This window comes from Marinomonas sp. A3A (assembly GCF_018336955.1).
In the GTDB taxonomy this organism is placed as follows: domain Bacteria; phylum Pseudomonadota; class Gammaproteobacteria; order Pseudomonadales; family Marinomonadaceae; genus Marinomonas; species Marinomonas lutimaris.
Map to the genome: position 1 here is coordinate 1,090,547 of NZ_CP025532.1, position 24,717 is coordinate 1,115,263.

General features: G+C 42.3%; 25 protein-coding genes and 1 tRNA gene. 15 read left to right on the forward strand and 11 right to left on the reverse strand.

Features of this window, described 5'->3' with window-relative positions:
* Window positions 1-4: 4 nt before the first annotated feature.
* From sctW to CYL31_RS05065, 6 genes are all read right to left on the reverse strand, one after another.
* Complete coding sequence (gene sctW, locus CYL31_RS05040; protein WP_212917872.1) at window positions 5-1,102, reverse strand: type III secretion system gatekeeper subunit SctW; 1,098 nt, start codon at window positions 1,100-1,102, stop codon at window positions 5-7.
* A gap of 187 nt (window positions 1,103-1,289) precedes the next feature.
* Complete coding sequence (locus CYL31_RS05045; protein WP_212917873.1) at window positions 1,290-1,619, reverse strand: hypothetical protein; 330 nt, start codon at window positions 1,617-1,619, stop codon at window positions 1,290-1,292.
* A gap of 77 nt (window positions 1,620-1,696) precedes the next feature.
* Window positions 1,697-2,590, reverse strand: a complete 894-nt coding sequence (locus CYL31_RS05050; RefSeq protein WP_212917874.1) for a hypothetical protein — start codon at window positions 2,588-2,590, stop codon at window positions 1,697-1,699.
* A 205-nt stretch (window positions 2,591-2,795) separates the two neighbouring features.
* On the reverse strand, window positions 2,796-3,470 hold the full coding sequence (locus CYL31_RS05055) for a response regulator (protein ID WP_212917875.1): 675 nt from the start codon (window positions 3,468-3,470) through the stop codon (window positions 2,796-2,798).
* Window positions 3,416-5,650: a PAS domain-containing protein gene (locus CYL31_RS05060; RefSeq protein WP_212917876.1), complete on the reverse strand. Its 2,235-nt coding sequence runs from the start codon at window positions 5,648-5,650 to the stop codon at window positions 3,416-3,418. The genes CYL31_RS05055 and CYL31_RS05060 overlap by 55 nt, the downstream gene beginning before the upstream one ends.
* A gap of 154 nt (window positions 5,651-5,804) precedes the next feature.
* Entirely contained in the window at window positions 5,805-6,365 is a 561-nt protein-coding gene (locus tag CYL31_RS05065; RefSeq protein ID WP_212917877.1) for a type III secretion system major pilin HrpA, read from the reverse strand.
* Between the two features lie 311 nt (window positions 6,366-6,676).
* Here CYL31_RS05065 and CYL31_RS05070 point away from each other — a divergent pair, with 311 nt between their 5' ends.
* From CYL31_RS05070 to CYL31_RS05095, 6 genes are all read left to right on the forward strand, one after another.
* Entirely contained in the window at window positions 6,677-6,910 is a 234-nt protein-coding gene (locus tag CYL31_RS05070) for a type III secretion system major pilin HrpA (protein WP_212917878.1), read from the forward strand.
* A gap of 125 nt (window positions 6,911-7,035) precedes the next feature.
* The gene (locus tag CYL31_RS20800) at window positions 7,036-8,190 is read left to right on the forward strand and encodes a hypothetical protein (RefSeq protein WP_212917879.1); all 1,155 of its coding nucleotides are present in this window, start codon (window positions 7,036-7,038) and stop codon (window positions 8,188-8,190) included.
* An 81-nt stretch (window positions 8,191-8,271) separates the two neighbouring features.
* The gene (sctI, locus tag CYL31_RS05080; RefSeq protein ID WP_212917880.1) at window positions 8,272-8,649 is read left to right on the forward strand and encodes a type III secretion system inner rod subunit SctI; all 378 of its coding nucleotides are present in this window, start codon (window positions 8,272-8,274) and stop codon (window positions 8,647-8,649) included.
* Between the two features lie 47 nt (window positions 8,650-8,696).
* Complete coding sequence (gene sctJ, locus CYL31_RS05085; RefSeq protein WP_249411699.1) at window positions 8,697-9,425, forward strand: type III secretion system inner membrane ring lipoprotein SctJ; 729 nt, start codon at window positions 8,697-8,699, stop codon at window positions 9,423-9,425.
* Window positions 9,426-9,441: 16 nt separating this feature from the next.
* The gene (locus CYL31_RS05090; RefSeq protein WP_212917882.1) at window positions 9,442-10,071 is read left to right on the forward strand and encodes a hypothetical protein; all 630 of its coding nucleotides are present in this window, start codon (window positions 9,442-9,444) and stop codon (window positions 10,069-10,071) included.
* Between the two features lie 4 nt (window positions 10,072-10,075).
* Complete coding sequence (locus CYL31_RS05095; protein WP_212917883.1) at window positions 10,076-10,687, forward strand: HrpE/YscL family type III secretion apparatus protein; 612 nt, start codon at window positions 10,076-10,078, stop codon at window positions 10,685-10,687.
* 154 nt (window positions 10,688-10,841) lie between these two features.
* Here CYL31_RS05095 and fhuB read toward each other — a convergent pair whose 3' ends face one another.
* The 3 genes from fhuB to CYL31_RS05110 are packed head-to-tail and all read right to left on the reverse strand — an operon-like array spanning window position 10,842 to window position 14,469.
* Window positions 10,842-12,818 (reverse strand): Fe(3+)-hydroxamate ABC transporter permease FhuB, encoded by a 1,977-nt coding sequence (gene fhuB, locus CYL31_RS05100; protein WP_212917884.1) that lies wholly within the window; start codon window positions 12,816-12,818, stop codon window positions 10,842-10,844.
* Window positions 12,818-13,684: an iron-siderophore ABC transporter substrate-binding protein gene (locus CYL31_RS05105; RefSeq protein WP_249411700.1), complete on the reverse strand. Its 867-nt coding sequence runs from the start codon at window positions 13,682-13,684 to the stop codon at window positions 12,818-12,820. The genes fhuB and CYL31_RS05105 overlap by 1 nt, the downstream gene beginning before the upstream one ends.
* Before the next feature lie 20 nt (window positions 13,685-13,704).
* Complete coding sequence (locus CYL31_RS05110) at window positions 13,705-14,469, reverse strand: ABC transporter ATP-binding protein (protein WP_212917886.1); 765 nt, start codon at window positions 14,467-14,469, stop codon at window positions 13,705-13,707.
* Between the two features lie 371 nt (window positions 14,470-14,840).
* Here CYL31_RS05110 and CYL31_RS05115 point away from each other — a divergent pair, with 371 nt between their 5' ends.
* The gene (locus tag CYL31_RS05115) at window positions 14,841-16,427 is read left to right on the forward strand and encodes a peptide chain release factor 3 (protein ID WP_212917887.1); all 1,587 of its coding nucleotides are present in this window, start codon (window positions 14,841-14,843) and stop codon (window positions 16,425-16,427) included.
* Between the two features lie 69 nt (window positions 16,428-16,496).
* The gene (gene erpA / locus CYL31_RS05120; RefSeq protein WP_072840290.1) at window positions 16,497-16,844 is read left to right on the forward strand and encodes an iron-sulfur cluster insertion protein ErpA; all 348 of its coding nucleotides are present in this window, start codon (window positions 16,497-16,499) and stop codon (window positions 16,842-16,844) included.
* Window positions 16,845-16,936: 92 nt separating this feature from the next.
* On the opposite strand, the gene CYL31_RS05125 is transcribed toward erpA, so the two are convergent.
* Window positions 16,937-17,779 carry a hypothetical protein gene (locus CYL31_RS05125; protein WP_212917888.1) on the reverse strand — a complete coding sequence of 281 codons (843 nt, stop codon included), beginning with the start codon at window positions 17,777-17,779 and terminating at the stop codon, window positions 16,937-16,939.
* A gap of 100 nt (window positions 17,780-17,879) precedes the next feature.
* A complete protein-coding gene (locus CYL31_RS05130; protein ID WP_012068736.1) occupies window positions 17,880-18,182 on the reverse strand; it encodes a YhbY family RNA-binding protein in 303 nt (100 codons plus the stop codon).
* 99 nt (window positions 18,183-18,281) lie between these two features.
* On the opposite strand from CYL31_RS05130, the gene rlmE reads away from it, so the two are divergent.
* The 7 genes from rlmE (at window position 18,282) to CYL31_RS05165 (ending at window position 24,500) form a co-directional block, all read left to right on the forward strand.
* A complete protein-coding gene (gene rlmE, locus CYL31_RS05135) occupies window positions 18,282-18,902 on the forward strand; it encodes a 23S rRNA (uridine(2552)-2'-O)-methyltransferase RlmE (RefSeq protein ID WP_212917889.1) in 621 nt (206 codons plus the stop codon).
* Between the two features lie 60 nt (window positions 18,903-18,962).
* Window positions 18,963-20,954, forward strand: coding sequence for an ATP-dependent zinc metalloprotease FtsH (ftsH, locus tag CYL31_RS05140; RefSeq protein ID WP_212917890.1), 1,992 nt, complete (start codon window positions 18,963-18,965; stop codon window positions 20,952-20,954).
* Between the two features lie 34 nt (window positions 20,955-20,988).
* Entirely contained in the window at window positions 20,989-21,822 is an 834-nt protein-coding gene (gene folP / locus CYL31_RS05145) for a dihydropteroate synthase (protein WP_212917891.1), read from the forward strand.
* A complete protein-coding gene (glmM, locus tag CYL31_RS05150) occupies window positions 21,822-23,168 on the forward strand; it encodes a phosphoglucosamine mutase (RefSeq protein ID WP_212917892.1) in 1,347 nt (448 codons plus the stop codon). Before folP ends, glmM begins: the two co-directional genes overlap by 1 nt.
* 89 nt (window positions 23,169-23,257) lie before the next feature.
* Entirely contained in the window at window positions 23,258-24,007 is a 750-nt protein-coding gene (gene tpiA / locus CYL31_RS05155) for a triose-phosphate isomerase (RefSeq protein ID WP_212917893.1), read from the forward strand.
* Window positions 24,008-24,010: 3 nt separating this feature from the next.
* Window positions 24,011-24,364: a preprotein translocase subunit SecG gene (gene secG, locus CYL31_RS05160; RefSeq protein WP_212917894.1), complete on the forward strand. Its 354-nt coding sequence runs from the start codon at window positions 24,011-24,013 to the stop codon at window positions 24,362-24,364.
* 50 nt (window positions 24,365-24,414) lie between these two features.
* Window positions 24,415-24,500: transfer RNA gene (locus CYL31_RS05165), tRNA-Leu, on the forward strand.
* Window positions 24,501-24,717: the final 217 nt, after the last annotated feature.

Sequence of the window (24,717 nt, forward strand, 5' to 3'; positions counted from 1 at the left end):
TCTGCTATTGTTGTACTTGATGAGCTTGCGTGCTTGCCAGATGTTGGCGCTCGTAATGAGTGTATTCGGTCATCATGCGTAAAATGACTTGCAGCGCGCTGCGTCTAGATTCACCGTCTTTCCAGAGTGGTAGAGGCATTTCTTTAACTAAGGGGTAGAGTGAGTTGAGAAACTTTACATGCTTAAGCGGATCTTGTCCGACTGTGTCATCGCTTAGGCTTTTTATTTCCCTTGGATAAAGGCTTCCCTGAGTAAAATCAATTAGGCGTTTTGTTAGGCGCGCAGCGCTCATATCTTGGGGAGGGTGCTGAGTAGAAACACGGTCTAATAAATCGCGACTACTATTGAGTATGCTGTTTAGCTTCTGGCTCGCGGTAAGGTCTTTTAGTAGCGCTTTTAGTTGTGCACCTGGTTTAGATGGAAACAGAGAGGAAATATCATCTGATAACGCTCGCATAAGCGTATGTATACCTTGTGCAAAATGTTTTTCGTCAAATTGGCTTAATAACGTATCGAAAATAGCTGCCAGTGATCCTTGTCCAACAATATTTCGGTAATAAAGATTGCGCATATTTTGTCTTTGCTGAGGGTCTTGAGAGTACATCGCCAGCGCTTCTGCTGTGTTTATGCCAGCTAAGATATCTTGACCATGCTCTTCGTTGAGTTCTTGTGAGATATTTTGTAACGTTTTGAGCAATGCTTGATTCCCAGAGGTTTTTGTCTGATGGGTTGCATGCTGAAGTAGAACCTCTGCCTTGGTGGGGTCTCCATTTGCTGCGGACATAAAGGCTTCCATCGAAAGAGCCTGTTGTCCTCTGGCAAGAATTCTTTGTATTTCTTCGTGCAGCTGATCGCCTTGCCCAGCTAATAGTTTATAAAGGGCCTCTAATTTTTCTGCGCGCATTTGCGTCTGGGGTTTAATAGTCCTCTTTTCTAAGCTTTTTGAGTTGCGCTCTATGCTTTCGCTAAACTTCATGGAGATTTCCTCCATGTTGTCTGATTCATTGTTCGCTACACTTTTCACTTCGGTGGCCTTTTGTGGTGCCGTCGTAGTGTTGAACATCGTGTTCAATGTCGCATTGTTGGTAGACGATATATTCATGAGGTAAATGCCGCCGTCAATCAGTTTAAGGATATCTTTCTGTTGATATTGGTGGAATTACTGTGGAATTGGTTCCTAAAATTGCCTAGCGATAAAAATGATCTGCAAAAAGGAATGATGAAGTGATTAATAGGAAGCAAGTTCATCAACCTTGCTTCCTATTAATTAAAGACAAGACAATTGATCGCTATTTTCCCTGTTGAATAATTTGACCAATTTGTTCAATGATACGTGCAGCGGTCAAAGCAACATCCTGCTGTAGCTCATCGTCCTTTGGTGTGTCCTTTAGAAAGCGTTCTTCCATGCTTTCGATATAATTCTGAAAATCAAAGGTTTCTGCTTGTTCTGCGGGAGATATTGCCTTCCCAAGTGTCACGTGAAAGCGCTCTATTAGCATGTTGATCGCTTTTTCAAAAGTTTGGCGTTGCTCGGGAGTGAGATACCCATCGCCTTGCTCAATAAGAGCTTGCCATGTTGTGAATTGTGGAGCAGCTGTGTTTGATAGTTGAGTGTTCATATGAGGCCTCATAGATAATGGAGTTTGTTTAAGTCATAAACGTAAGGAATTGACTAGGTCAATTCCTTAATAGGTGATTAACTGGTTTGAATAGATAATTCGATTTTTGGGGCCGCTGAATTTGTATCACCAGCTCCAGCTGGACTACTGAATTCACCTGAGTTGTTATCCATCATTTTGGCGATGAGTTTGAGAAAGTCTTTGAGTAGATCTTCGACTTGACCGCCACCATCTTTGGTTGGACTGATTGCATTATTTAGTGCGCTTTCTCCTACGCCTTGCATAAGAGAGTTGCCCATATCAACAAGGCTTTTGCCTAAATCTTTTAGCAATGAGCCGCCTTCACTGGAAGCACTGCTATTGCTTGGTCCAGCTGCACCTGCATTACTTGGCCCAGCTGCACCTGTGCTGTTTGGGCCTGCATTGTTGCCTAGCGCTCCAGCCCCATCCATGCCACCCTTGTTTGCGCCACCTTGACTGTCTTGGTTTAACATCATTTGCAACATGGCCATGATCAGCATTTTCATTAATTCTTCAGGCTTCATTTGGCCATCCGAACTTCCCATACCATTGTTTTGTCCATTACTTCTGTCTGCATTGCCTGTGCCTGTTGCTCCAGCATTTTTATCGCCGCCGCCCAGACTGTCTGTTAATGTATCGAGGAGTTTGTTGCCTAAAGCACCACCAAGCCCTCCAGCGAGGCCACCATCTTGAGCGGCGCCATTCATGCCGCCCATGCCATTCATGCCGCCGCCATTACTTTGGCCGTTGGCACCTTGTTGCTTCAGCATATCGACAAGTGTTTTTACTAGCAGCTCGACTAGTTGCTCCATAGAGCCACCTTGCTCTCCTCCTAGCTTTTGACTTGAGCTGGTGTTTTTTCCCTGTTGAGAAAAATCAGTGGATAAATTCGATGAATCAAATGAATTAATCCCACCTCCAAACGAGTTTGATTGAATACCTATCGACATAGCTGATACCTTCCCATGTAATGCAAGTGAGTGATCGAAATAGTGTTTAGATAAAACTAGTCACTGCTTCTTAGTGCGAGTAAAAGTTCTATTATCCGAGCAATGAGTGAAAAATTGTGTCGTTAGGTTCCATCATCCTTGAAGTTTGCCGAGCACTTTCCTTGTCCTAAATTAGATATGAAAGGAATTTAGCTGTACTAATTAGTTAGTTAATAAGGTTGTGAGCCAAGGCGTAGCGGATAATTTCTGAGTGGCTTGAGAAGCCCATTTTTTGCATTAAACGAAATTTATGTGTGCTGACTGTTTTGTTACTGATGCTTAATGTCTGAGCAATATCACTAATGCTGGTTCCTTTTGCGAGCTGGCAGAATATGTGAAATTCTCGTTTAGATAGTGTCTTGTGTTTAGGGCTATCAATAGCATCGTCATATTCAAAGGCAAGCTTTTGCGCGACATCTGGTTGGATATATCGCCCACCGTGATGAATGCTACGGATGGCATCAAGCAGAGTTTCAGTGTCGCAGTCTTTGCTGAGGTAGCCTCTAACGCCTGCTCTTAATGTCCTACGGGTGATTTGTGTGTCGTTATGCATGCTTAATATAAGAATGGCTTGTTCAGGAAACTCTTTTAAAATGGCTTCAATGAGGGGAATGCCACTCAATCCTGGCATAAGTATGTCTAAGGTGATCACATCGGGACGATGTTGCCTAATGAGTTCAATCGCTTGCTCTCCGTTTTCGGCTTCGGCCACCAATTCAATATCTCTATATATAGAAAAGAGTTGTTTTAAGCCTGCTCTTACAATGGAATGATCATCCACAATAATTAGTTTTGTTGTTGCTTTTTTTTCTTTTCTAAAGGCGTGCGGACGATAATACATGTGCCTTGTCCTATCTTGCTGGTTAAATTTAATGAGGCTTCGATCATGATACTTCGCTCTTTAATGCCGACCAAACCGAAGGATTTTGTGTTGTATTGTTTCGTATCAAAACCACATCCATTATCTTTTATCTTCATCACTAAAAAAGAGTTCTGTAGCTTGAGTTTAATATTCACTTGGCTGGCATAGGCGTGCTTGATAATGTTTGTTAGTGATTCTTGGGCGATACGAAACAGGGCAATAGCTTTTTCTTCACATACATCAATATCCTCATGTGAGAGTTCTAAATTGAAATGGCAGCTTGTATTCAGTTTGGCAATATCGTCTACTAACCATTCCAATGCAGCTGTAAAACCAAGGTCCAGTGCGGCTGGTCGTAGCCAAGAAACAAAACCACGCGTGAACGAAATGGTGTTTTTTAGTTGATCTTTAATACGTGAAATTTGTTCTTTGAACGTTGTGTCTAAGTGTCCATAACGTACTTCTAGAATTTGTGTTTCTATTTTTAGTGCTGTTAATTGCTGCCCTAGTTCGTCATGTAGCTCTCTGGCGATCTGTCTACGCTCGTTTTCTTTTGCTCGTTCCTGATGTGCGGCAAGGTCGCGAAGTTGAGATTGCGATTGTTTGAGATCGTTACTGATTTTCTTTAGCTCGGTAATATCTCTGCCTATAGCTAGTATACTAATGACTGAGCCATCTTTATCTTGTTCGGGGACTAGACTAATTAATGAACACTTTTGTCTGTTTTTTGATGTCCAATAGAGCTCGAATTCAGCTGCTGTTTTGTTTTTGGCGACTTGCTGGATTTTTTGTTGGTACAAAAGGCCGCTTTCTCCGCCTGGGTATTCTTCGGGGGTGGTGTTCATCAAGGTTTGAGCAAGAGGGGCAGCTGAACGTGCGCTAATAGGGTTTATATAGATTCGACGACCATCAGGAGCATGTCTGGTTATATTATCTAGAGAATTTTCAACTAATGATCGAAACTCTTCCTCCCGTTTTAATAAGGCTCGTTCTGCATGTTTTTTTGCACTACAGTCTCGGCCTATGCAAAGGACGCTAATAACTTTTGTATTCAGATCAAATTCAGGAATAAAATGAATTTCGTAGAAGCGCTCTTCATTATGGACAAATCGAGAAAGGTCTAATGTTTGGCTAACTCCAGACTGAAAAACTTGGGTTAATTTATTGTGAAATTCTATTGATGATGGAATGTCGTTTTCTTTTATGGGAGAAAGTGTTGTGAACGCAGGATTTGCATAAATCCTCTTTAAATTAATATCGTAGCGAGTGATAATGTCCTTTGAAAGTTCGACTAAAGCGCGAAATTCCTGCTCCTTACGTGCCAACTCTTCTTCTTTATTCTTTTTTTCTGTGATGTCCCGAGCGACCAGAATTATACGTTTTACTTCTTCTGTAGAAGATATTATTGGGATTAAAACAATATCTAAGTGTATGCTTAAATTATCTGCTTGGATGATTGTTTCTTCGTAGTGACAGCTTTCTTTTTTGCTTAAGCAGAGCTGCTTTTGAGATTCGAACAAGAGCAACTTTGAAGGAGGGATGATGTCTTCCAAACATAGCTTGTTGCATAGTATTGTTGATGTTTTCGAGTTAGAAATGTTTGTGTTATTGATATTGAGAATTTTGTTGTCAGCTACTTCTAACAAATATACTCGATCATATAAGTTGTCGAATATTTTTTGATATTGTTGTTCTAGTAGATCGTGCTCCCGCTTTATTTGTTCCTCATTCCGTCGCTTTTCTTCTAATTTCCGCTCTTCGATATTCGAGAAATAACCCACGATAAATTGTTTATCGTTGAACTCAAATAAGTTGGTAATTATTTCTACTGGAACACTTTTGCCGTTGGGTAGTAAGTGATTAGACTCAAAAGTCTTGGTTTTATTTTTTTTTAAATCTGCTAACAAATCATGAAGTGTTTCCTTAGTAAAGGATGGATCAACATCTAGTGGGGTCCATTGGTAAATTTGTTCTCGGGTTACGTTAAAGTGCTCACAGGCAGCTTGGTTTACCAAAACAAATTTAAAGTCATTATCTGGGTCGGTGACGAATATTGCGGGGCGAAGAGAGAACTCAAATAATGTTCGAAGTAGAGAGTTCTCCTGTAGTAGATGGTCCACCTTGCTTGATGGTCCTATAAGGGTATCAGCATTATCCATATTGAAGCCCAATTATTTTGTTAAACAGTTAGCTTACTGTGCTGTAAAAAATTGTTCTAGTATTTAGTGATACGTGGAGTGTAAGGTTGGCTTATGAATAGACGAACTTAGGTTTTACAGGAGAAAGCGCCAGCCAGAGGCTGGCATACGGTGTTTAGAAATTAATACCTTTACCATTTTGGGTGTTGGCATTGTTGGCTTTATTGGCAGAATCTACGTAGCCATTTGTTATTGAGTTTCTTGTATCAACGATTAACTTTTCTGATTGAGCAATACTAGCCATTCGTATGGTTTCGGCCATGGAATGGTCGAGAAGTTCTAATGATTCTAAGGTTTGCTTTTGTAATTCTAGGCTACGTTGTTTCATATCATTTTCAATAGAATCAAAGTTGGGCGCCCCAGAAACGCTGTCTGTGCCTGTTTGACCTTCGACTCTTGAGCCACCGCCAAGTCCTGAACCACCGCCAAGCCCTGAGCCACCGCCAAGTCCTGAATCTCTACCAGAGCTTGATTTTGCATTGTTGTCCTGACAGCCACCGTAAAGATAATCGTCATTAAATTGATCTGATGTACATCCATTCTTAGGTTGATTTGATATCTGATTTTCTTTACCCATTGAAAAACTAAAGGTGATTTCTAGTTTTCCTGCTTGAGCTGAAGGACCCTGGTTGTTCCAGTTTTGTGGTGGTGGCATGCACCCCGATGAAATAGTCATATTTTATCTCCTATATGGATAAAAAAGTGGCGAGTGTTAGGGGAGAGTAACCATAGTTCTAACTTCATTATGGTAACTGAGTAATCCTTTCACTCCGATATAGCTAATGAGGTTGTTTGTAATAGATAAACCATCACATCCAGTGAGTGGCTAAGAAAGAAGGATTGGTTCCAATTGATGGAATATTGAGCTTTTAAAATATAGAACAAAAAAATCTAGGAACCGAATATGGATCTCTGCCACTTAGTTTAGCGAGACATAAAGATGTGCTCTCATTTTTTAACTAATTAATTTTTAAGGTGGATATTGTTATGAGTAATTTACTAAGTGGTTTAGGTGGTATAGGTGGTTCTGGTCTTCAAGCTTCTCAAGATGCTTTGCAACTACTGGATAAGACGTCAGCAGAAACGACAAAAATGAATGCTCAGGCTCAGTCAGACAAAATGAAGACAGATACAGTGAATAGCATTATGAATGGCTATGTTGACTCTGCCAATAAAGCGAATAACGCCGCGACTCAAAGTGGTAAAGCCATCAACTACTAATTAATTGTGGATCTATGAAAGAATGACTTATATCTGTGTATTGGTCTAAGTCATCTTTCAATTTCCTATCAATCCTGTTTGTTGAGCGGGTTTTATAGGCAGTCTAACAAAATGCAGAGGTGAGTATGATAGAAGCAAAATTAACCATTAGTATTCCTTTAAATCAGTCTGGCGGTTTTATGGCTGGTCAGGGTGTGGGTGGCGGTAACAACAAGGGTATTGCCGATTTCAATAAACCTACCGGGAACAACTCTCCTAATCAGGGTGCTGATGCACTAGTAGGTATGTTAGCGGATTTGCTAATAGATTCACTACTACAGAAAAAAGGCGATGGGGCAACCTTCAATAATGCTGGCAATAATCCAATGATGGATATGATTGCTAAATTTATGGACCAAAATGCGAGTAAATACAATGGTCCACATGATGCTACAGGTAACGTGCGTAACTGGCAGGATGAAATGTCAGAAGACAACTATCTAAGTGGCAGCGAGCTTAAGGATTTTACAAGCGGCTTGAAGGATGCATTAAGCACGGCTATTACTGGTGGACTGCAGCAAATATTAGGTGGAATTGGTGGTTCTATGGGTGGGCTCGGAGGGCTTGCTGGTGGCATGGCTGGTTCTGTTTTAGGTAGTGTTGGGGGGCCATTGGGTAGCGCTGTCGGTGGTATGGTTGGAGATACTTTAGGTGGGGCTCTTGGCGGTATGGCTGGTGGTGCAATGGGCGGCTTAGGTAATGCTATTGGCGGTTTAGGTGGGTCAGGCTTTGGCGGTGTCGGTGGTTTTGGTGGTGCAGGCTTCGGTAGTTCTTCTATTGGCAATTCTGGAATCGGTGGTGGATTAGGCTTAGGAGATATGTCTCCTGCAAGCCGTAACGGCTTCTCAATGGGAGGAGACTTTGTTTCCCATTTGGGTAAAACAGCAGTCGATTCTATCGATATAAAAGAAAGTGGATTTCGCTCTAGTGAGAAAAACTCATCTCATGGTGGCGAGCGTTTTTCTTTTAGTAAAGAAGATAAAGATATGGCTAAGGATATCGGTAAATTCATGGATCAACATACCGATAAGTTTGGAGAGCAGCCTCGTGGTGGTTGGGCTAGTCGAATCGAACGTGGAAAAGACTTTAACTCGGAAGAGATAGGTCGCTTTAAGCAAGCAATGGAAGCTGTTAAAGGTGTGATGGAAGGCAAGAGCACTGGTGATCAACAGATTGATATGGATGCCATGATGCTTTCTGACGCGATTGTTAATGAAGCAATGCATAAGGTTTCTAAGTAGCTTTGTGGAAAAAGTACTGAGCATAAAGTAGCTGGCAATGATTTTTTCATTGCCCGCTTTTTAAAATGGCAGGAGAGCATGATGTCTGTTAAATCAATTCAGAGTATAGAAACTAGTTCTGCTAATTATTCAGCGAGCGTGACACAAAGTAAGCCTGTAGAGGCGAATCAGACCGATGCTAGTTGGTTTAGTGCAGCGTTTCAGCAGAATCAAAAAACAACTGAAACAGGTAACGTTGCCGAGCGTATTGTTGGGCAGTTGTCAGGCTCATCTGAACATTTGCAAAAGTTATCAAATGACGCGGATCGAGCACTAAAAAAAGCCTCTAAGTCCAATGATGCACAAGACGTTGTTCAAGCAAACCGAGCACTTTCTTCATTCTATTTGGAGAGTTTACTTACAACTAAGTTGATCAGTAAAGGTACGCAGGCCGTAGAAAAATTAACCAGCCTTCAATAAGAAATAAGGGTATTTCTATGAGGTACTATCTTATTAAAGGGGCCCTGTTGTTCGTTCTTCTTTTTCTTACAGGTTGCGAAAAAAATGTCGAGCTCCACCGCCAGTTGAGTGAATCAGATGCAAATGATGTTATTGCTCAACTAGCGGAAAAGCATATCGAAGCCGAAAAAGTGATCACTAAAGAAGGTGTATCTGTGACGGTAGGTGGATCAGATATGGCTCGTGCGGTTCGTATTCTCGATGCTGCTGGTTTACCTAAGGAAGCACGCTCTAATATGGGAGATATTTTTCGCAAGGAAGGTGTTATTTCTTCCCCTCTTGAGGAGAGAGCTCGTTATATTTACGCATTGTCGCAAGAACTAGAATCTACTTTGTCACAAATAGATGGTGTTTTAGTAGCGAGAGTGCACGTTGTATTACCAGAACGCATCGCACCAGGAGAGCCTGTCCAGCCAGCTTCCGCAGCGGTTTTTATTAAGCATAGAGAAGACCTTGATCCAGATGTCATCAGGCCACGAATAGAGAGACTTGTTCGAACTAGTATTCCTGGATTATCTGAAAAAGAAGAAAAAATGAGCGTTGTATTTGTCCCCGCTAAAGCTTATCAGGAGCAGCAACAACTTGTATATCTTGGCCCTTTTCTTTTGGCACAAGAAGATGTCAGTTTCTGGCAAGTTTTGCTTGTAGGGGGGAGCGTATTCTTTGTATTACTGGTTGCAGGTTTGGCTGTGTTGCTGAACCCACAATGGCGTCGCGCTATTTTGTCTCGTAGTTAGTCTGGAGTCATATGCTATGTCCGAATTGTATGACCCTTTTCCATCTTGCTTTTTAGCATGGCTGAGAATTTGGCAGTCTCCTTGGGTTAGCATGCATCCTAGTTGGGAGGTATGTGTTCCTGAAGAATGGAAGAAGCAAGGTAGCTGGCGCAGGGAGCAATTTCCTTCCGAATGCATGCGCTCAGTTTTTTCTATTGAAGATAGTATCCCGTCGGAGCCAGGAGAGGCACTGCAATATTGGCTTATGATGAACGATAAGGCTCGCTCATATGCGCTAAAGTTAGCAGCTGAAATTGTAATACCTGAGATAGGTAGGGCTGACTTGGAAAATGACGATATTAAATGGGGGCGTCATATAGCTAAAGCGCTTACACCTGGGAAATGGTCTGTAACCTCATGGAAATTACTACTAGTTGAGCAGGTTGGGTTGTTGCTTATGCGTCAGTGGGTGTCTCCTATTACTTGGCAGAGACTGCGTCTTTTTTACGATAAAGGCCTTGTAGACTCTTTATCAGTAGAACCTTTTTTAGAGCTTCCTGAGAAGCGTTTAAATCAGCTCTGGCATGCGGTGATGTGGCGGGTATCACAACTGCAATCTGTTAACCAATCGTTAGATGATCATGCTGCCGATACTGGTAAGGAATAAAAAAATGTCATTTGTGAAACGGCAGTTTAACCTCTCGAAAAATGATGACGCGGTGTTGTCTTTGCTTAAAGCCCAAGATATAAACGTGTGTCTTACTGTTGACGATATCATCGCTAATGCCCAACAACGTGCTCAGAACATATTGGATGAAGCATTGGAGCAAGCAGAGCATATTCGCCAACAGGCTGAAAAGGAAGCAAATGAGCAAGCTTTACTTGTCCGGCAAGAAATAGAGCAGGAGGCTTGGCGTGAGTTGAATCAGCTTATTGCAGAGTTGAATCAACAAAAGGAGAAGTTGTGGGATGATATTGAGAAGAGTGCAACAGTGGTTTTGAATGAAGCACTCCTGCAATTTATGGGGCAAGCAGGACATCAGGAAAAGGCGCAAGTTCTTGTAAGGCAGCTTGTGAAGGTTCAGCGTCAATCACATAATGGGACCCTTTTGTGTTCTCCTGAATTGTTCGATAGTGTTAAAACGGTACTAGATCAGCAGAAAATTTTGCATTGGCATGCTGTTACTGACTCAAATTTGTTATCTGGTGAAATTTCTCTTGTGACGGGAATGGGGAGTTTTCGTTGTTCTTGGCAGTCCCTTTGTGAGCAATTAACAAGTTAGTTTTGTTGGTGACTTCAATCTGACAACCGCTGAAACAGTGATAATAATTTGATGTCCAGAGCCCCTTAGTCTGAATATCGCCTGCTTTAGCGAGCATTAACTCTTTAACAAGTTTGTGGCTCTGAATGATCAAAGAGAATTTTTCAATTGTAATTTAGAGTCTTTTCAGCCCCCACATCAAATAGAGCCCGCCGATAATAGAAGCAACCATACCGGTTGGAATGTCCTCAGGATAAAGTATCTGACGACCAAGCCAATCAGAGAAAAGCATTAATGTACTGCCAACCAGAATAGAGGCAATCAGATGTTCTTTGGCACGGCTAAATCCCAATAAACGAGCTAGGTGTGGTGCCATTAGGCCGATGAAGCTAAGAGGGCCAACTACTAACGTTGCGCTAACTGTTAGTCCTGAAACGAGCAATAACAGTAGCATTCTTGATCGAGAGACATTTACTCCTAAAGCTCGAGCACTGGCTTCGCCTAACGGCAAAATATCCAGCCAACGATGGCAGAGAAAACCAATAGAGATAAAGATAAATGTAATCGTTGTTAGTGGAATGAGGGCATCAGTCGTAACGTAATACGTTGTGCCAGCCAGCCAGCCAAGTAACTGATAGCTTCTTGGGTCGCCACCAGCCAAAACGATGCTTTGTACCGCTCCCATTAATGCGGTTATAGCAACACCTGTTAATAGCACTTTTTCTGGTTGGAAGCCGGTTTTCCGGTTGAGTAATATGATTAAACCAACAGCGCATAGAGCACCAATTAAACCGCCAACATACATTCCGGTTAAGCTTGCGCTCAGACCAGAAAATAGCACAGCAATAACGCCAAGAGCTGTTCCTGAACTTATGCCAATGACTTCTGGGCTTGCCATTGGGTTGCCACTTAGACGTTGAATAATGGTTCCAGCTGTTGCCAGCATGGCGCCAGCTAGAATGGCAGCTAGTAATCGAGGCAGTCGCCACTCTAATACAGGCCAATCCTTTGTGGTGAATATCCAGCTCCAGCCTTGATTGCCAATAGACAGGCTTGAAAAAACAAAGAACCCGATCAAAACACTACTAAGAGCAATCCAGATGGTGTATTTGCTCAGGTATCGTCCTTGTTCGCTGTGGCGAGTTAAAACCGTTTCGGTATGTGCTTGGCTGCGCATTGTCAGTTTTGGTAATAACCACAACATGAGTGGCGCACCGAGAGCAGCCGTTGCGGCGCCTGTTGGAAGCATGATCGACATGAGGCCAGGTAAGCGTTGTATCAGCAAATCAGTCAGGGTTAATAAAAATGCGCCAATAAACATAGATACTAGAAATTTCGGTAGTAATCTATGGACGCCAATAAGGCGTGTGATAGCTGGTGCGGCAAGCCCAATAAAACCTATTATGCCAACGGTGGCCACTACAAAGGAGGTTAATAATACAGCAAGACCTAGACAGATAACTCTCAATTTAGCGAGTGAGACACCAAGGCTTTTTGCACCAGATTCAGACAGTTGTAAGAGTGTTAAAGGCTTAACGAAAAGGAAGGCAATAAGAATAAGTACGATAATTCTAGGTGCCAAATAGGCAACATTTCCCCAGCCTGTTTGCACTAACGAACCTGCACCCCAGATCATTAGTCCCGCGAGTTTTTCTTGGTTCATGATGAGGAGGACAGAGCTGAAAGCGCCAAAGTAGAGGTTAAGGATGAGTCCAGATATAACCACAATGGTAGGTGAAAGAGCACGACGCCAAGAAAGAGCAAAAACAATCCCCATGGTTATTAAGCCACCAGCCAGTGCGACTAAACTTTGAGACAATTCGATCAACCATGGCGCATAGAGCGTTGCCATCATTAAGCTAAAACTGGCCCCGCTTGCAACACCAAGCGTAGTTGGTGAGGCTAATGGGTTTCTTAATACTTGTTGCATTAGTAGGCCTGCAATAGCTAATGCGGCACCACAAATTAAAGTGGTAAAGAGTCGAGGCCACCAGGTCAAGTGAAGCTTTATTGAGTTGTCCGAGAGCCAATCTGGCTGTATTAAACTTGTGAGATTATGGATAAAAGTGTCATTAAGTGACAATTGCCATCCGATAAGTAATGCGACACTGGCGGTTAATATGGTGATAAAGCTAATAGGAAAAAATCGCATTATTGCTTCTCCTTATTGCTTAAAGTGTTGGTGAGTAACTCTGCAAAGCGAACCGTAGATGGGATCGCGCCAAAGCTCCATGTGGGCGCTACAGTCAAAGCGGGTTGGCCAGATTTCTTCACTAAATATTGCCAAAATAAATCTTGTTGTAAGTTTTGCTCTACGCCAACAGGTAAAGGTTTAATAATGATGATTTGACCCTTGGTATTCATTAATTTATCTATGCCTACCAGCGAAAATCCCCAAGCATTGGTTTCTTCTTTCCAAGCACTTTCTAAACCGATTTTATTCGCTGCAACTTTATACATGCTGTTTGCACCAAAAACTCGGACATGACGACTGTCCATAAATTGGACCATCAGTAGTGGTGGTGTGTCTTTTGCTATTTGACCGGCTAGGTCGGCGAATTTTTTTTCTGAGGAGGAAATCAGGGCTTCTGCTTCTGCTTGTGTATTTGTCTCGTCGCCAAGCCTACGAGTGAAGGTCTTAAAACCATCCCAAGAAATGTTGTCTTGCTTATAAAGGGTGATATTAGTAACAGGAGCGATATGGGAAAGCTTAGGGGTAAGCGAGCTAAACATGGGGGAAATGAAAATCTTGTTAGGCTTGAGCTCTGAAAGTCGTTCTAGGTTTGGTTGGGTTCTTAATCCCACATCTGCGGTTGTAGTCGGGATCGCTGGTTCTTTAACCCAAGCGTCGTAACCAGACTGTTGTGCCATGGCAATAGGTTTTACACCAAGCGCGATAAGTGTTTCAGTTTGAGTCCAGTCAATCGACATCACTCTAAGTGGCGTTGTTTGTTCTGCTTGAAGAATATTTGATGCGAAAAAAGCAAAAAATACCATTAAAATCATAGAGTGTTTCATCGTTATAAGGTCTTTTTTCATCAGTAGGGCATAGCAACTGGGTAGCCGGCTGGGTGTTCAGAGATATGCATCTTGATACCATAGATTTTTTGCAATTGATCTTGGTTAAAAATGCTCTCTACAGAGCCCGAAGCAATCATTTCACCGCTGTGAAGTGCCACAATATGGTCACAAAAGCGTGCCGCCATATTGATGTCGTGGATGACGATAATAACGCCTAAGTTGAGTTTTTCACTGAGTGTTTTTATGAGATTGAGCATATCAACTTGGTGTGCGATATCGAGCGCCGAAAGAGGTTCATCGAGAAGTAGATATTGTGTTTGTTGGGCCAATAACATAGCCAACCATAAGCGCTGGCGCTCACCTCCTGATAAGGTGTCAACCAACCGATCGGCATAGCCTGTTGTATCGGTTAGTTCCATTGCCTCGTCAATGTATTGTTGATCTTCTTTGTTTAGTCGTCCGAGTAATCCATGCCAAGGATAGCGACCAAAGCTAACAAGATCTCTTCCAGAAAGACTGTCTGTAGAAGGTGTTTGTTGAGGAAGGTACGCTATTTGCTGAGCAAATTTTTTTTGAGACCAAGAAGTAATAGATTTGCTGTCTAACAAAATATTGCCAGCTGTTGGTTTTTGTTGCTGAGCAAGGAGTTTTAAAAGGGTCGATTTGCCAGAACCATTGTGACCAACCAGAGCGTAAATTTTCCCTGGCTCAAATGACATTGAAAAGTTTTTTAATAGTGAACGGTCACCGATACTAAACTGCAGTTCTCTAGACTCTATCATTTTTTAAGGCTCTACTATTTTAAATCGATGATTTATCGTGCTTATACCCGCATTTGAGGCTTTGTACTGAAATTCTGACGGGATGTTATTTTATTGCTGTTAATAATGGTAATGCAAATCATTTGTAAATTTAACTTTTGATTTTCTTGGTGGGTATGTGTTGATTATCTGCTGTTGTGCTATGCAGAGGATGTTAGGTGGTTATCGCATGAAAGTTTAAATAGTGATTAATTCCATAGGCATTGATTGTTTATAAGGCCGAGATCAGCGAAAATAGCCGTAATGAAATCACGATTAACATAACGGGGTTGAGTATTGGCTTTTATGTCGAGTGCTTGTAGAACCCGCGTATAACTTAAAAGAACACTTTAATGGCAGACCAGAATTTTCTCAACGAAGTAAGCGAACGAAGAACCTTTGCTATCATATCTCACCCCGACGCAGGTAAAACAACCATCACTGAAAAGCTTTTGTTGCTTGGTCAGCTTATTCAAACAGCGGGTTCCGTAAAAGGCCGTAAAGGTGATAAGCACGCGACATCTGATTGGATGGCGATGGAGAAGCAGCGTGGTATCTCAATTACCTCTTCAGTGATGCAGTTCCCATACAAAGATCGTACTGTGAATTTGCTTGATACACCTGGGCACGAAGATTTCTCGGAAGATACTTACCGTACACTTACTGCGGTTGATTCTGTATTGATGATCATTGACGGCGCAAAAGGGGTAGAGGACCGAACTATCAAATTGATGGACGTTTGTCGTTTACGTGATACGCCTATTTTGACTTTCATCAACAAAATGGACCGCGATATTCGTGATCCGATTGAATTGTTAGATGAAGTAGAAGAAGTCCTAAAAATCGCTGCCGCACCGATTACTTGGCCGATTGGTATGAGCGATTTCTTTAAGGGGGTTTATAACCTTTATACAGATACTATCCATGTGTTTGTTCGTGGTCGTGGTCATACATTGATGGACGATATTCGTATCGAAGGTCTACAGTCTGACGAAGCAAAAGAATTGCTTGGTGATGATTGGGAAGCTTATGTCGATGAAATCGAACTGGTTCGTGGTGCGAGTCATGAATTTGATCATGCTGCTTATTTAGCAGGTGAGTTGACGCCAGTATTTTTCGGTACTGCGCTTTCTAATTTTGGTGTTCGTGAAATGCTCGATGGTTTTGTGGAATGGGCGCCAGCTCCTATTGATCGCGAAACCAATAGCCGTAAAGTTGAAGCAAAGGAAGAAAAGTTTTCCGGTTTTATTTTTAAAATCCAGGCTAACATGGATCCTAAGCACCGTGACCGTATTGCGTTTATGAGAGTGTGCTCAGGGACATATAATCGTGGTATGAAAATGCGTCATTGCCGTATTGGTAAAGATATTAAGGTGACTGATGCGGTATCTTTCACAGCAGGTGATCGTGAGGGTGTTGAAGAGGCTTTCTCTGGTGACATTATCGGTTTGCATAACCATGGTACGATTCAGATAGGTGATACTTTTACGGAAGGTGAGGATTTAAAGTTCACTGGTATTCCTCATTTTGCGCCTGAGTTATTCCGCCGTGTACGCTTAAAAGATCCGATGAAAATGAAAGCCTTGCAAAAAGGCTTGCAGCAGCTTTCTGAAGAAGGCTCTACCCAGCTGTTTATGCCTCAACGTAACAACGAACTTATTGTTGGTGCTGTTGGTCAGTTGCAATATGAAGTTGTTGCTTATCGCTTAAAAGATGAATACAAGGTGGAATGTATTTACGAGCCTGTTAACGTTAATACGGCTCGTTGGGTTGAATGTGACGATGCTAAGAAGTTTGAAGAATTTAAGAACAAATGTCGTGATAACTTAGCCATTGATGGTGGTGGCCATTTAACTTATCTGGCACCAACGCGAGTGAATTTGATGATGGCGGAAGAGAAATGGCCTCAGGTGCGTTTCCGTTCTACTCGTGAGCACTGATCAATACTTGACTAAATTACTCGGATAAGCGGATAATTCATTTATCGAAATGGTTTTAGTGGTAGTGGAATGAGCATGGTTGAATCGATTGATCCTATTGAATTTACAGACGCTGCAGCGGCAAAGCTGCAATCGTTAATTGAAGAAGAAGAAAATGATCGACTCATGTTGCGTGTTTATGTGACGGGGGGCGGTTGTTCCGGCTTTCAGTATGGTTTTACGTTTGATGAAGAGCATCAAGAAGACGATACAGAAGTAAAGCGTAATGGAGTCACTTTGGTTGTTGATCCGTTAAGCTTCCAGTATCTTGTTGGATCGGAAGTGGACTATAAAGAAAACTTAGAAGGTTCGCGCTTCGTAGTGCAAAACCCTAATGCCACCTCTACATGTGGTTGTGGTGCGAGCTTTAGTGTTTAGCACTCGGCCTTAAAAGTTCATTAAGTTCGTCGATAAAAAATAAACCCTTCATGCGAATTGCATGAAGGGTTTTTTATTGCATGAAATGCGACTTAGGCCTTTGTATAAAGGTTGCTCGCTTGCCGGGCTCTTTCTTCTTCGCTGATCGGATTGCCTTCAATTGGTTTGAAATGGCCAACAAATAATAAGCCAATCTGACTATCCCCTAAAACAACAGGTGTTAAGGTGTTGTTCTTTGCTCTCCAAATACGTAGGCCGAAAGTTTGTGATGAAAATGTGTCTTCGCTCATCACTCTGCTTTGATTAATGTGCGTGTAGAGGGAGGATAGCTGGTCTGGTTCGCCATCTTGATCAAGCAGTATGTGATAATGAGTGATTTGCTGTTCAAGAAATTCTGGTGGGTAGGGTGTACGTAATACTGGCAACCAGTTTTCCTTAGGGAAAGTGTAGAAGATGCTTGGTGCTTCAGGTGAGCCGTTATGAGGCGACAGCAATAGTGTCATTTCTATAGGGATGCCGTATGACGGCTTTACTGGAATATGGAATATAAGTTGTTTAGCTGGTGGCCGCTGCAACACTTCTGGTGCAACATATTCTACTGATTTGTTGTCCTTCTCTTTTGTCATTGGTGGGACTTGTAGAAAGAGTTTCCAGTCTTTTGTGTCTAAATTAAGCTCTTCTGGGGAGTGTAAGTGCGCATTGGTGTTTATAAGATGGCTCAATACGTGCTCAATAAGGTTGGCAAAAACACTTGTTGATGCAGTGAGTGGTGATTTGGTTTGGCTATCTAAATGTATTTCCTTTACTTGGTGTGCGGCAGAGCTTAAGTCGACAGAGTCTTTATTGCTGATTATAGGGCGATATTTGGCTCTAGAAATCAACTTTTTCTCATTCGGCTGAGTGCTGGCTCTATTGAGTGCCTCTATAAATAGCATGGTACGACTCCTTTGTTAGCTGTCAAAGGTATCGGCCGTATTTTTGAAGAGTTTAGAGATAGTCTGTTTTTTACTCAAAAAAGACTATCTCTAAGTTTTTTTAACGAAGTAAGTTAGACAATTTTGGGTTTGGTTTTAAAGCAGCGCGGTAGAAAAGCGCTACTTTACCAATGGTTTGCACGGTTTCAGACTTCATTATTTTATTAATTTCTTCAATCAGTGCGGTGCGAACTTCGCGGTCCGTAATGCTGATGCGTATTTTAATCAGCTCGTGATCTTCAAGAGCACGATCGATTTCAGTGAGAACTGTTTCTGTTAAACCGTTGCCCGCAATCATAACCACAGGATTAAGTGCGTGGCCGATTAGGCGATATTGCTTTTTTTGGGCGTTTGTAAGACTCATAGTAAAAATTTCTCATATTAGTTGACCCTCTTTATTGGAGGCTTAAGAGGTTAAGCGATATTATAGCGGAATATTGACTGATTTAGGTATGATGAAAACGTGGCAAGATCAAAAAGTAGTAATAATTGGATGAAGGAACATTTTGACGATCCGTATGTCAAAAAATCCCAACAAGATGGTTATCGCTCTAGAGCGAGTTATAAGCTCATAGAGATTAATGACAAGGACAAGTTATTTAGACCTGCGATGCGTGTTGTTGATCTTGGTGCTGCTCCTGGTGGTTGGTCTCAAGTGGCGGCAAAGCTGGTGGGTGATAACGGGACTATTGTGGCTTCTGATATTTTAGAGATGGCGCCTTTGCCTGGTGTAAGTTTTGTTCAGGGGGATTTTACTGAGCAAGAAGTGTACGAGGCGATTTTGGCTGAAATTGGAGATAAGAAAGCAGATCTTGTAATTTCGGATATGGCCCCCAATATGAGTGGTAACAGTTCTTCTGATCAGCCACAAGCTATGTATCTTGTAGAACTTGCTTTGGATATGGCGTCTCAAGTGCTACGTCCAGGTGGGAATTTTCTGGTAAAAGTGTTTCAGGGGGAGGGATTTGAAGAATATCTCAAAACCATGCGGGCTCAATTTGATTCTGTGGTGACACGTAAGCCGGATGCGTCGCGAGCAAGAAGTCGCGAAGTTTACTTATTAGGAAGACAATATAAAGGTTAATGGGATATGTTCTGGTATGATTGCCAGAGACATTTAAAATAACCGTTAAGAGGTGTGCTCTTGAACGATATGCTGAAAAATATACTGTTGTGGTTGGTAATAGCTGCTGTACTACTAACTGTGTTTAATAACTTTAATACGACATCTGACACAAATCGAATTTCTTATTCTGAGTTTGTGAAAGAGGTCCAAGATGGGCGTATAGCTAAAGTAGTTGTTGATGGTTACACCATTAGCGGCAGCCGAACTAGTGGCGACACTTTTGATACAGTGCGTCCTGCGGCAGCTGATCCAAAAATAATGGATGATTTGCTTAGTAATAATGTTGTTGTTGAAGGGCGTATGCCTGAGCAGCAAAGTATTTGGACTCAACTATTAGTTGCCAGTTTTCCTATTCTTCTTATTCTTGCTATTTTCATGTTTTTCATGCGCCAAATGCAAGGCGGTGGCGGTGGTAAGGGTGGTCCAATGTCTTTTGGTAAGTCTAAAGCACGACTTTTACCTGAAGATCAGATTAAAACAACTTTTGCAGATGTTGCTGGTTGTGATGAGGCAAAAGAAGACACATCTGAGTTGGTGGACTTCCTTCGTGAGCCGAGTAAATTTCAGCGCCTAGGTGGTAAAATTCCTCGTGGTATCTTGATGTGCGGGCCTCCAGGTACAGGTAAAACCTTGCTTGCTAAGGCGATTGCTGGTGAAGCAAAAGTGCCGTTCTTTACTATTTCTGGTTCTGACTTCGTTGAAATGTTTGTTGGTGTTGGTGCTTCTCGTGTCCGTGACATGTTTGAACAAGCTAAAAAACATGCACCATGCATCATCTTCATTGATGAGATTGATGCCGTGGGTCGTAACCGTGGTTCCGGTATGGGCGGTGGCAACGATGAGCGTGAGCAAACATTGAACCAGTTATTGGTTGAAATGGATGGTTTTGAAGGTAACGAAGGTATTATTGTTATAGCTGCGACAAACCGTCCAGACGTATTGGATCCAGCTTTGCTTCGTCCTGGTCGTTTTGACCGTCAAGTACAGGTAGGTTTGCCAGATATTCGTGGTCGTGAACAGATTCTAAAAGTGCATTTGCGCAAAGTGCCTTGCGATGATGATGTTGAGCCAAAAAACATTGCCCGTGGTACGCCAGGTTTCTCTGGTGCGGATTTAGCTAACTTGGTCAACGAGGCAGCATTGTTTGCGGCTCGCTCTAATCGTAGATTAGTGAATATGGAACAACTTGAGTTAGCGAAAGATAAAATCCTCATGGGTGCTGAACGTAAAACCATGGTGATGAGCGATAAAGAAAAGCTTAATACTGCTTACCATGAAGCTGGTCATACTATTATTGGTTACTTGATGCCTGAGCATGATCCGGTTTACAAAGTGTCGATTATTCCTCGAGGTCGAGCTCTTGGTGTCACTATGTATTTACCTGAAGAGGATAAATACAGTATTAGTAAGCGCGGTCTTGAAAGTCAGGTTTGTAGTTTGTACGGTGGTCGTATTGCTGAAGAAATGATTCATGGCTTTGATGGTGTTTCTACGGGCGCATCAAATGATATTGAACGTGCTACGAGTATTGCTCGTAATATGGTGACTAAATGGGGCTTGTCGGAAAAACTTGGTCCATTCGCATATGAAGAAGATGATAATAGTGGTGGCTATATTTCTGGGCCAACTGGAAGCAAAGCAAACTATTTTTCACCTGAAACCGGCAAGATTATTGATGCTGAAGTTCAAGACATTATTAGTCGTTGCTATGAAAAAGCGACAACTATATTAGTTGAGAATCGTCCTAAGCTGGATGTGATGGCGGAAGCCTTGATGCAGTATGAGACAATTGATGCTAAGCAAATTAAAGAAATTATGGATGGTAAGAAGCCTTCTGCTCCTGAGGGTTGGTCTGATCCTGGTGCTAATGCTCCGAAAGGTGATGATGCAGATAAAGTGAACGATGGCGTTGTTGCTTCATCTGATGTTGGCTCTACTGAAGGTGAGGTGGAGTCAGGTGATCTTGATTCTGACTCAGGTCAGACTTCGCCTAAGCCTGCAGGTGAGTAACTTCGAACTGTTAATTTTTTGATATGGTTTTTTCATGTCGTTAATGCCTTTTGGGGACAAGTCGCTAGACTTGTCCCTTCCTCATGTAATGGGGATATTAAATGTTACGCCGGATTCGTTTTCTGATGGCGGTGCTTTTAACTCCTTAGATGCCGCTTTGCGTCAATCTGAAAAGATGATTCAAGAAGGTGCTAGTATTATTGATGTTGGCGGAGAGTCAACTCGTCCCGGTGCGGCGCCTGTTTCTATTCAGCAAGAGTTGGATCGTGTATTGCCTATTGTTGAAGCAATAAAAAAACGCTTCGATATTGTTGTGTCTGTAGATACTAGTACGACAGAGGTTATTCGGGGAGCCGCTCTGCTTGGAATGGGGTTGATAAACGATGTTAGGGCGCTTGAGCGCGAAGGGGCTTTGCTGGCTGCAGCTGAAACTAATTTGCCCATTTGTTTGATGCACATGAAAGGTATGCCACAAACGATGCAGGATCGACCTGATTATGTATCAGTAGTTGATGATGTGATGAGCTATTTGATGTCAAGAGTAGTTCAGTGCGAGTTGATGGGGATTCACCGTTCTCGCCTTATTTTGGATCCTGGTATTGGGTTTGGGAAAACGCTAGCGCATAATTTATTGTTGCTGAAGCACACTGAAGTGTTCAAAGGTATGGGTTTTGAGGTTCTTATCGGTCTATCGAGAAAGACTATGATAGGAGAGGCTTTAGGTTTGCCTGTTGAAGAGCGCTTATATGGCACTATGGGAGCAAATGCTTCTGCTTACTTGAAGGGTGCTCGTATTTTTAGAGTTCATGACGTTAGGCCGCATGTTGAAATGTTGGCGTTAATGTCTCGTATTGAGAGAGAGATTTAATGCGTAAGTATTTTGGTACAGATGGAATTCGTGGAAAAGTCGGTACGACACCAATTACGCCAGAGTTTATGCTTAAGCTTGGTTGGGCGGCTGGCCAAGTTTTTAAAGAAAATGATAAAAAAATCCTGATAGGCAAAGATACTCGTATTTCTGGCTATATGTTCGAATCTGCGCTTGAGTCTGGCATTGTTGCTGCAGGAGCGGATGTGCGTTTGGTTGGCCCTATGCCTACACCTGCAATTGCCTATTTAACACGTACATTTCGTGCAAGTGCGGGTATTGTTATTAGTGCATCTCATAATCCTTATACGGATAACGGCATTAAGTTCTTTTCTGCTGAAGGTGGCAAAATCTCTGATGAGATAGAGGAGCGCATCGAATACTTTCTTGAGCAGCCAATGGTAGTGGTTGAGTCTAGTCTTATAGGTAGAGCTAAGCGTATTGATGATGCTGCTGGGCGTTATATCGAATATTGTAAAGGTACATTTCCTATTGGCTTGCAGTTAAGTGGTCTTAAGATTGTTGTTGACTGTGCTGATGGTGCTACTTATCACGTAGCCCCTCGAGTATTCTCTGAGTTGGGTGCGGAAGTTGTTCCTATTGGTGTTAATCCTGACGGTTTGAATATTAATGAATTTAGTGGGGCAACTAAGCCTGAGTTGTTGCGCAAAAATGTCTTGGCGGAAGAGGCTGACCTTGGTATTGCTCTGGATGGTGATGGTGATCGCTTGATATTGGTCGATCGTCACGGTGTAGTGCGCGATGGTGATGATATTTTATATATTATCGCTAATCATTTGATGCGTACTGGGCGTTTTAGTGGTGGTGTTGTTGGTACTCTGATGAGTAACTTTGGTTTGGAGTTGGCTTTCTCTGAAACGGGTATTGGTTTTAGTCGTGCTGCGGTTGGAGATCGTTATGTGAATGAAAAGTTGATGCAGCATGGTTGGGTGTTGGGTGGTGAGCCATCTGGCCATATCGTGTGTCGTTCAATTACGACAACAGGCGATGGTATCATTGCTGCGCTTCAGGTGCTTCGCGCCATGGTTGAAGAGGGTAAGGCGCTCGATGAACTTTTAGTTGGTTTGGTTAAATTCCCGCAAAAATTGAAAAACATCCGTGTGGCTAAGCGCTTTATTCCAAATGAAGAGCCTGCTTTGCAAAAGGCAATCGCGGTGGCAAACGAGCGTTTAAATGGCTTGGGGCGTGTATTGCTTAGGGCCTCTGGTACTGAGCCTTTGATTAGAGTTATGGTCGAAGGTCGAGATGATGATACTGTCGATGAGCTTGTTGAATATTTAGTTGAAGAAGTTAATTCTGTCGTTTCTGCAAAAGCGAACGCATAAAACGAATTTTATGTGTTGAATAACAATAAATACTTGAAACCAAAGCGCCCATTCCATAGAATGGGCGCCTCGAATTTAGGGGTTAGAATATGATTCGTCAAAAGATAGTGGCTGGTAACTGGAAAATGAATGGCTCTAAAGAGTCTATTGTTTCACTGATTAATGGCTTGCTTGAGATGGAAGGTTCTAATTCTGAAGTGGTTGTTGCTCCATCTTTTCCCTATTTATCACAAGTTAATGATTTAATATCTGACAGCAGTATTGTTTTAGCTGCGCAGAATGTGAGTCAAGAAGTTAAAGGCGCCTACACAGGTGAAGTGTCCGCTTCAATGTTGGGTGACTTTGGGGTTAAGTATGTATTGCTTGGTCATTCAGAGCGGCGTTCTCTTTATGGTGAAACCAATGAGCTTGTTGCTTCTAAAGTAAAGGCAATTTTAGATTCTGGTCTGACTCCAATGTTATGTATCGGTGAAACATTGGCTGAGCGAGAGTCAGGCAAGACGCTTGAAGTGTGCGAGCAGCAGCTTCAAGCAGTGATTGATGTTGTTGGTATTGTGTCATTTGAGCAGATGGTTATTGCTTATGAGCCGGTATGGGCAATAGGAACTGGTTTGTCTGCAAGTGCGGAGCAGGCTCAAGAAGTTCATAGTTCTATTAGAGCCTTTTTGGCAAAATCGTCAGAATCTGTATCTCAAAAAGTGCAGATTTTGTATGGTGGAAGTGTTAAGGCATCAACCAGCTCGGCTTTGTTTCAAATGCCTGATGTAGATGGTGCTCTTGTTGGTGGTGCATCTCTTGATGCAAAAGAATTTATCGCGATTGTAAAAACAGCAGGTTAATTGATGGAAGCACTAATTTTAGTTTTGCATGTACTGGCGGCGGTAGTTATTATCGCGTTGGTTTTGTTGCAGCAAGGCAAAGGTGCGGACGCTGGCGCCTCTTTTGGTGGTGGTGCGTCCCAAACTGTATTTGGTAGCCAAGGTGGTGGTAGTTTCTTTGGGAAAATGACTGCAGTGTTTGCATTAGTTTTCTTTTTGACTAGCTTTGGTCTGGCTTATTTTGCCAGTGAACAGGCAAAAAGTGTTTCAGGTGCGCTTGATTTTGTTCCTTCGGCTCCTCAGGTTGATGAAACAGTGGGTTTGCCTGAGCTTGGTGAGAAGAAAAAAACATCATCGGACTTGCCTGTAACTGAATAATATTTAGTTACATTGTTCTAAAAGTGTTTTTGTTAGTAGTGTAGTGTTTTGCGGATGTGGCGGAATTGGTAGACGCGCCACCTTGAGGGGGTGGTGAGCTTTGCTCGTGGGGGTTCGAGTCCCCCCATCCGCACCAATCTTGAAATGATGTCGTATTCTGTGTATGATGTCGGGATATTGATGCAGAATGATCTGGTTTGTCGAGATTTGAGTTCTTTTAAAAAGATATTCTTCTCATGGTTTTCCTAGTTTAGGTATCCGCACCAGTTTGTTCTTAGTATTTAGTGTCAGGATTGACGACCTTCTTTATGAAGGATGCTCTCTCAGTTTTATTTGAGCAGAGTGCTGAGAAC